This is a genomic window from Acetatifactor aquisgranensis, from assembly GCF_943193215.1.
Taxonomy (GTDB): domain Bacteria; phylum Bacillota; class Clostridia; order Lachnospirales; family Lachnospiraceae; genus Acetatifactor; species Acetatifactor aquisgranensis.
Genome location: NZ_CALPDH010000071.1, coordinates 1 through 7,429, shown reverse-complemented (window position 1 = coordinate 7,429; position 7,429 = coordinate 1). Strand labels below are relative to the sequence as shown.

Below are 7,429 nucleotides of genomic sequence, written 5' to 3'. Positions count from 1 at the left end.
TTAAAGTTACCCTTTTTCCCGAAAAACATATCAAAATCTTTTTCAAAAAACCCTTGACATATCACCAGAATGCTCCTCACTGACAGGAAACTCTCTGATGCCGATTGCGCATTCCCATAAATGGCTGATATCCGCCGAAAGATAGTGGTTCAGCGAGTCTGGATCGCTGTGTCCAAGAGTGGAACTGATGACAGGGGCTGGGATGCCGGAGCCTGCAAATGAAGCCGCCAGGTTATGACGGAACAGATGCGCCCCTTTCCTGTCACCTTTGTTTTGGCGTATGGAGGCAGCTTCATATACTTTTTGGGCTATATTTCCCACTGTGCCCGGGCTGATCGGTCTACAGGGTGTTGTTCTACAGAGAAAAATGTGTTCATCGTTGCTGTCGGGGCGTTCTTGTGTGGCATAGTCAAAAATAGCATTGCCGACTGCTGCCGTGAGGGGGAGGAGCAGTTCTTCACCAGTTTTTTTCTGGGCGATCCGGATCTCCTCTTTCTTCCAGTCTATGTCGGAAAATTTCAGGGCGGCCACATCGCTGGATCTCATCCCTGTAAAATAAAGGATAGTGCCAATGGCACGGTTGCGCAGGCAAAGCCCACCCTCACTGTCGGAAAGTACGCTGCGAACAGCCTGGGTTTCCTCTTCCGTAAGATACTGGATATTTTTTCGCCGGCGATGCAGATTGGGAAGGTATGTGAGGATGCGCCTGGCAGAATCGAAATAACTGCCCGTCTGTGCTTCAAATACAGATGCGATATTAACCTTTGTGCTGCTGCTGAGCTTTTTGCGGGAGAAATAATCCAGGACATCCCGCTCTGTCACATCCTCCAGTGACCGGAAGCCGGAGGACTGCAAAGCTAATAAAAGGCCGCTGCAGGCAGAGATACTGGCCCTTACTGTCCCCGTTTTAAGGCCGCGCCTGTAGCTTTCTTTTTCATAAATATCAAGCAGGCTTTTAAACTCCTCGATCAACTGTGTGTATGCCCCGAACCTGAAAAGCGGATTACGTTTCCCTTCTGATAAGCTACCATATTTGCTGTAACGGTGAAAAAGATTATAAATCGTTTTTCGGTTTGCCTGTGTTTCCGGGGACGAAGTCTGCGCCACCCTTATCTGACAGGCAGCTTCAAAAGAAGCAAAATGATAAATGTTCTGATGGTTTTCCAACCAGCGGATTTCGCGTCTAACACATTTCATATAATTCTGGCTGTATCCATCCTTCTGCATGTCCTGAAGAAGATCTTCATAAGTTTTGTCTGAATGAAATAAATTCATCTATATCACCTCCATCATTATGATAGCTGGAGATGAAGAAAAAAAGAAATCCAAACTTTTTTCCTTCAAAACACTGCATTCATTGAGGTTATGAGTAAAAGTTTGGATTTTTTTGAAGTTTGGATTTTTCAGAAAATCAAAACTTTTGGATTTTTCCCACCCATTCCATTTGGTCGGCCGCTTTGAGTGCTTCGGTCACGCCTTCCTGCTTTGCCATGGTGGAAACGATGTTTTCCATGCGCTCGTTGCAGGCTTGGTCAATCTCTGACAGATGCTTGAACAACGTACCTTCTACCACATAATTGGTGTAAAGGATTTTTCGATGTTCTTTCAGATAGCTGCGGCGCATACGCCCGTATTTGCCTATCTGATATTCGCCGTCATCCGGCAAAACAAGGTCGGGGATGAAATAATCGCCCACTTGACGGTATGTACCGCCCATTTCCTCAAATAGAGATTTCATAGCATTTCAGCTCCTTTTTGTGTTGATTTTCAGCGGTTATAAGGCTTTTTCTGCTCCTTTCCTATAACTGCTTTTCAATTCACCACAAATGAGCCGCAGTCATATGTATTAGGTGGCAGAAACCACCCTTTACATATTACATCTCAGACGCGAATCCTTGAAAACTACGCCAAACAGAACGGCTTTTCAAATCTGAAATGGTACACGGACGACGGTTATTCCGGGGCGAATTTCCAAAGACCCGGCTTCCAGTCCATGCTTGCCGACATTGAAGCGGGGCTTGTTGGTACAGTCATAGTCAAGGATATGTCACGGTTAGGGCGAAATTACTTACAAGTGGGAATGTACACAGAAATGATTTTCCCACAGAAAAACGTCCGTTTCATTGCAATCAATGACGGCGTTGACAGCGCACAGGGCGACAACGATTTTGCCCCCTTGCGTAACATTTTTAACGAATGGCTGGTGAGAGATACGAGCAAGAAAATCAGAGCCGTGAAACGGTCAAAAGGCATGAGCGGGAAGCCCGTCACAAGCAAGCCCGTGTACGGCTACCTCATGGACGAGGACGAAAATTTCATCATTGACGAGGAAGCCGCCCCCGTGGTGAAGCAGATTTACAGCCTATGCCTTGCCGGGAACGGTCCGACCAAGATAGCCCGTATGCTCACGGAGCAGGAAATCCCCACGCCGGGAACGCTGGAATACCGCCGGACAGGGAGAACCCGCCGCTACCACCCCGGCTACGAGTGCAAGTGGGCGGCGAACACCGTGGTGCATATCCTTGAAAACCGGGAATACACGGGCTGCCTTGTGAACTTCAAGACCACCACACAATCCTACAAGTGCAGCAAGATTATCTACAACAGCGAGGACAAACAGGCAATCTTCGAGAACCACTACGAGCAGATAATCGACAGGGACACATGGGAGCGTGTGCAGGAGCTACGCAAGCAGCGCAAACGCCCTAACCGCTATGATGAAGTGGGCTTGTTCTCCGGCATACTGTTTTGTGCGGATTGCGGCAGCGTCATGTACCAGCAGAGGTATCAGACGGACAAGCGGCGGCAGGACTGCTATATCTGCGGCAGTTACAAGAAGCGCACGGCAGACTGTACGGCGCATTTTATTCGCACCGACCTTTTGACCGCCGGAGTGACCGAGAATTTACGGAAAGTCACCAGCTACGCCGCAAAGCACGAAGCCCGGTTTATGAAGCTGTTGACCGACCAGACCGAGGACGAGAGCAAACGCCGGAACGCCGCAAAGAAGAAAGAACTGGAAGCGGCAGAAAAACGGATTGCGGAACTCTCCGCCATCTTCAAGCGGCTGTATGAGGACAGCGTGACCGGGCGCATATCGGACGAGCGTTTCACGGAGCTTTCGGCAGACTACGAAGCCGAGCAAAAGGAACTGAAAGAGAAAGCCGCCGCCTTGCAGAGCGAGCTTTCTAAGACGCTGGAAGCCACGGCAAACGCTGAAAAGTTTATGAAAGTGGTACGCAAGTACACCAGCTTTGAGGAACTCACCCCTACCCTGTTGCGGGAGTTTGTGGAGAAAATCGTAATCCACGAATCGGAAGCCCTTGACGGAAAACGCCGGGGGAAGCTCCGCAGACAGGAAATCGAAATCTATTACTCTTTTGTCGGCAAGGTAGAATTGCCCGACTAAAGCCCGACCCGTCCGGCAGTCAGCCGGACAGGGAACGGCAAAATTTTTTACACTTCTTTTACTTCTTTATCTCACATGAGCAAAAAGTCAAGGCATGAAACAGCTTATGGCTAATTAGATGTAATAAAAGCGGAGAAAGGAAAAGCACAATCCAGACGGAAACGACGGTGTGGTCAAGAAATATTGTGGAAACGCAAGATTTCTGCTATAATGGGTGCAGAACACTTGACGATGGAAAGAGGGACGGGAAGCCTATGAACATCAGCTATCAGCCATTATGGAACACCTTGAAAGAACGTGGCATGAGAAAAGAGGACTTGCGGCTTGCCGCCGGTCTGACAACCAACATGATTGCCAACATGGGCAAGGGCGAGCATATCAGTATGAAAACACTGCTGCGTATCTGCGAAGCCCTAAATTGTGGCATTTTAGATGTGATTGAGTTGACGCAGGATGAAGAAAATTAAAATGTGGAATAAAACAAATTGAATCTTGGGAGGAAATGCTTATGAGTAAAGTTTTAACACATAGTACGAAATCTTATATAAAAATCTTTTTTGTTGGAATTTTGGTCGGGTGTATTTGCAGATTAGCGGATTATTTCCCCGCAGATACATTATGGAGTTTTTCGTCAATCCAAACATTACTGGGTTTTTGGATAATCACTAATACTACCATTGTTCTACTAAGCACGTCTAATATTTGTGCAGGAATTAGTTCGTTTTTGTATATGTTTGGAATGACCTTGAGTTTTTATGGATTACAGGCAATTTTAGGAATGTTTGTACCCCTATTTTCCGGTGGTTTTCGTTTTTCGCTATTCGTTCTGTTTACGCTTCTTTCAATTCCTTGTGCAATAGCAGCCTACATCTTATACTACTGGAACAGAGAATATATTTTTAATTCCATATTATATTCTCTTCCGATAGGTGCTTTAGCCGCCGAAGCAACCGCAATTTTTATTTATTTTTTGGAGCATCATACATTTCTGTTTCAACTGCTAATGGATGTTGTAGGCGTGATTGTTTTTTTGCTACTTTTTTATAAAAGAGCAAAAAGCAAGAAGATATTTATTGTGGCTTCAGTAATTAGTTCCTTAATAGTTTACTTTGTTTTTCCGTGGTAATATCGAATTGCAACTTGCATTTCTCAGAGGATGCACCTCACAACTCCAATAGCAGAAGAATAAAAAGTGAATATTATCCCCCAGATTAACAGCCGTTGTAGGAAAATCCATTCGCACAACGGCTGTTTTCATTTTCTCTTGCGTCGGAAGTTGACCGGACTGTTTTTGATAGCGGGCGATTTTGACAAAACCTTTTTGAATGTTTTCTGTTCATCAGGGGACAGCTTATAAAAATCCATGCCAAGCATATTGAAAATGACTGCCCACACTTTTCCAAGATAGTCCCCGGAAGATTGAATGGCTTTTCGGATTTCCAGACCCATCTTCTTTGCGAGGGAATAGTCCGGTGTGCTGTCAATGTCATGCTCATGGGCTTTCCGTATATCGTGGAGAATGGCGTCCCATGTTTTGTGCGTCACATGACAGAAAAAATCTTCTTCCTTTACTTCTGCGGCAAGAAGTGTCTGCGAATAGAAATCTCTGTCCGCCTGCTTGTATTTCTGAACAATAACTTGCCGCTGTTCTTCCAAAGATTCATAAAGAGTACGGAAGGTAGAGGTTGCATGACCATCAATGTAAATTTCCGTATCGGTCATAAGCTGCTCAAATTTATCATTGGTTACAATCTCACAAAGAAGCCGGTTGTTGATACGACCGCTTTTCAGAAGTTCCACGGCTTCATCAGTCAAATGCAGTTCAGATAGCGGGGTGTTGATCTGCTCCCGGTTTTCTGTCCGGCAAAACAGATAATCAATAGACACCTCATAAAAGTCTGCCAGTGCAATGAGGCTGCCGTGATTGATTTCTTTGTTATCATCCGATTCATAGCTGGCAAGAGCAGATTTTGAAATGCCTGTTTTCTGTGACAGTTCTTCCAGATTCAAGCCTTTGTCCTTGCGAAGTTCCCAAAGGCGTTCCTGTATGGTGGTCGCTCCCTTCATGGGCGGACACTCCTTCCTGTGGCTGGTTGCCATTATTATTTTCATTATACCATACCGTTCCGAAATCGTGGAAATTTTCGATTTTGGGGCGGTATTCCTATTTTCTGGACATACGGGAAAGGGGTCAAAAATGAGCTATGATGTAGTCAGTTCATCGATGGATTATTCCAATCGAATGACCGGCCTGATGGGATATGCTCTCCGGCGATGTAGCGCGACGACCTGCGGCAAGGAGTTGGAGGAACCTTGACCGCAGCGAGCGTACCAACGGGAACAAAACGCTGCTGTGAGATTCAGGGGCAGGAACGACATCAGGGAAACCCGGCAGAACTGACACCAAAACGCTACCCAAACATGACAAATCAGCGGGGCGTAGTCTGCCCTGTCCGTGATACTATGGGGCTTTTCCAAGCGGCTCTATGGCCGCATTTTCCTTGAGAATCGCCCCGAAACATGACACCAAAAACCGCTATCCGCCCATCTCTACCGTTACGGCTGAAATGGGCGGATTTTCTATGATAGGAGGCACCATGCCGAGAATGAGCAAGAAACGGAAGTTGGAGCTGCCCTTCTTCCTCAATGACCGGGAGCGTGTGGCCTACAACGACCTGTGCCGGAAGTGTCAGCATGAGTGCAAACAGAGCTTCCGGGCTGTTGTGATCGACTGTCCCCATTACCTGTCCAAACGAGCCAAGCGAAAGGAGAAAACCGACTAAATGGAATTTGAATTTATGACCGCAGACACCGTTCTGCCGCCCTGTATGCCGCTTCCCACCGCCATGCTGCGGTTGCCGGTCAGCAGCACCGCAAAAGTCATGTATGCCCGTCTGCTGGACGCCACCCTTGCGGGAGGTATGGAGGATACCAACGGGATATTGTTTGTCCGGTTCCCCATTGTGGAGCTGGCAGCGGCCTTGTCCCGCAGCTCCGTGACCGTCAAGCGTTCCCTGAAAGAATTGGAGGACGCCGGACTGATCCTGCGGGTGCGTCAGGGCGTGGGAGAACCGAACCGCATTTACACGCTGCTTCCCAAAAAGGAGGAAGAAAAAGCGGTTGAGAAAGCCATAGCCGCCCTTGCCGATATGATACCGCTGGAAGCCATACAGCCACCCCATTCCCCCACACTGATTTTTCCGGGATTGGAAATCAGATTACACCAACGCCGGGTACTGAAAGACGGTACAGACATCTATCTCACCCGTTTGGAATACGGCGCACTCTGCTACCTTGCCGCCAGTCCGGGGCGGGTATTTACAAAGGCGCAAATTTTTGAATCCGTGTGGAGCATGGAAAGCGAAAGCTGCCAGTCCAGTGTTGCCAGTGTGATATGCAATTTGCGGAAAAAGATAGAGCCGGACAACCGCAAGCCCACTTACATAAAGACCGTTTTAGGTGTAGGCTATAAGTTTGCTTTGGGGAAGTGACAGACAGATTGCTATTGCCGGATAAATATAATATAATAACCCCAGTGAACCACATAGAATGTAAAGGAGAAAATCGTATGGAAAAATTGATGTACATGATGATGATTGAGAAAAGCAAGACCTATAATAAAATGACAAAACAGGTAGTTATGGAACACGTTGAGAACATCAGAAAGCTGGACGATGAAGGAAAGCTGGAAATCTGCGGTGTCTTTAAAGGCTATCCGGGAATGGCAGGTATGTATATCCTAAAAACAGAGAACCGTGAAGAAGCGGAAGATATTTGCAAATCGGAACCATTGGTTATGGGAGGATATGCAACCTACAAATTAGTTGGTTTACAGATTGCAAACCGGGAAAATAATTACTTGCTGTAATTGCGGCAAGAAACAACACTGGGGAAACAGAATCCGGCTCACATGAAAACTGAATAATCGCCGCCACATGAAACGGCTGATTATTTCGCGCCAGCGGATCCGGAGCGGAACGTAGTTCCGCTCCACTGATTTTCCTTAGCGAACCACCGGTT

At 46.9% G+C, this 7,429-nt stretch carries 9 protein-coding genes and 1 pseudogene; 7 read left to right on the top strand and 3 right to left on the bottom strand.

Features of this window, described 5'->3' with window-relative positions; genetic code table 11:
- Positions 1–42 precede the first annotated feature (42 nt).
- Positions 43–1,275, bottom strand: a complete 1,233-nt coding sequence (locus NFS35_RS28320; protein WP_251210305.1) for a tyrosine-type recombinase/integrase — start codon at positions 1,273–1,275, stop codon at positions 43–45.
- A gap of 136 nt (positions 1,276–1,411) precedes the next feature.
- Entirely contained in the window at positions 1,412–1,738 is a 327-nt protein-coding gene (locus NFS35_RS28315) for a TnpV protein (RefSeq protein WP_251210304.1), read from the bottom strand.
- Positions 1,739–1,873: 135 nt separating this feature from the next.
- On the opposite strand from NFS35_RS28315, the gene NFS35_RS28310 reads away from it, so the two are divergent.
- The 3 genes from NFS35_RS28310 to NFS35_RS28300 all read left to right on the top strand — a co-directional run bounded on the left by NFS35_RS28310 (position 1,874) and on the right by NFS35_RS28300 (position 4,535).
- Positions 1,874–3,409 (top strand): recombinase family protein, encoded by a 1,536-nt coding sequence (locus NFS35_RS28310; RefSeq protein WP_251210307.1) that lies wholly within the window; start codon positions 1,874–1,876, stop codon positions 3,407–3,409.
- Positions 3,410–3,663: 254 nt separating this feature from the next.
- Positions 3,664–3,876 (top strand): helix-turn-helix domain-containing protein, encoded by a 213-nt coding sequence (locus NFS35_RS28305; RefSeq protein ID WP_044930668.1) that lies wholly within the window; start codon positions 3,664–3,666, stop codon positions 3,874–3,876.
- A 41-nt stretch (positions 3,877–3,917) separates the two neighbouring features.
- Positions 3,918–4,535 carry a hypothetical protein gene (locus NFS35_RS28300; protein ID WP_251210303.1) on the top strand — a complete coding sequence of 206 codons (618 nt, stop codon included), beginning with the start codon at positions 3,918–3,920 and terminating at the stop codon, positions 4,533–4,535.
- 128 nt (positions 4,536–4,663) lie between these two features.
- On the opposite strand, the gene NFS35_RS28295 is transcribed toward NFS35_RS28300, so the two are convergent.
- The gene (locus tag NFS35_RS28295; protein WP_008395951.1) at positions 4,664–5,476 is read right to left on the bottom strand and encodes a helix-turn-helix domain-containing protein; all 813 of its coding nucleotides are present in this window, start codon (positions 5,474–5,476) and stop codon (positions 4,664–4,666) included.
- A 530-nt stretch (positions 5,477–6,006) separates the two neighbouring features.
- On the opposite strand from NFS35_RS28295, the gene NFS35_RS28290 reads away from it, so the two are divergent.
- The 4 genes and pseudogenes from NFS35_RS28290 (at position 6,007) to NFS35_RS28275 (ending at position 7,277) form a co-directional block, all read left to right on the top strand.
- Positions 6,007–6,192, top strand: a complete 186-nt coding sequence (locus tag NFS35_RS28290; RefSeq protein ID WP_251210302.1) for a hypothetical protein — start codon at positions 6,007–6,009, stop codon at positions 6,190–6,192.
- Positions 6,193–6,519, top strand: a pseudogene (locus NFS35_RS28285) (DeoR family transcriptional regulator); the annotation flags it as partial. It abuts the gene before it with no gap.
- Complete coding sequence (locus NFS35_RS28280) at positions 6,499–6,900, top strand: winged helix-turn-helix domain-containing protein (RefSeq protein ID WP_408629663.1); 402 nt, start codon at positions 6,499–6,501, stop codon at positions 6,898–6,900. The pseudogene NFS35_RS28285 and the gene NFS35_RS28280, both read left to right, overlap by 21 nt.
- Positions 6,901–6,977: 77 nt before the next feature.
- Positions 6,978–7,277, top strand: a complete 300-nt coding sequence (locus NFS35_RS28275; RefSeq protein ID WP_251210301.1) for a YciI family protein — start codon at positions 6,978–6,980, stop codon at positions 7,275–7,277.
- Positions 7,278–7,429 lie beyond the last annotated feature (152 nt).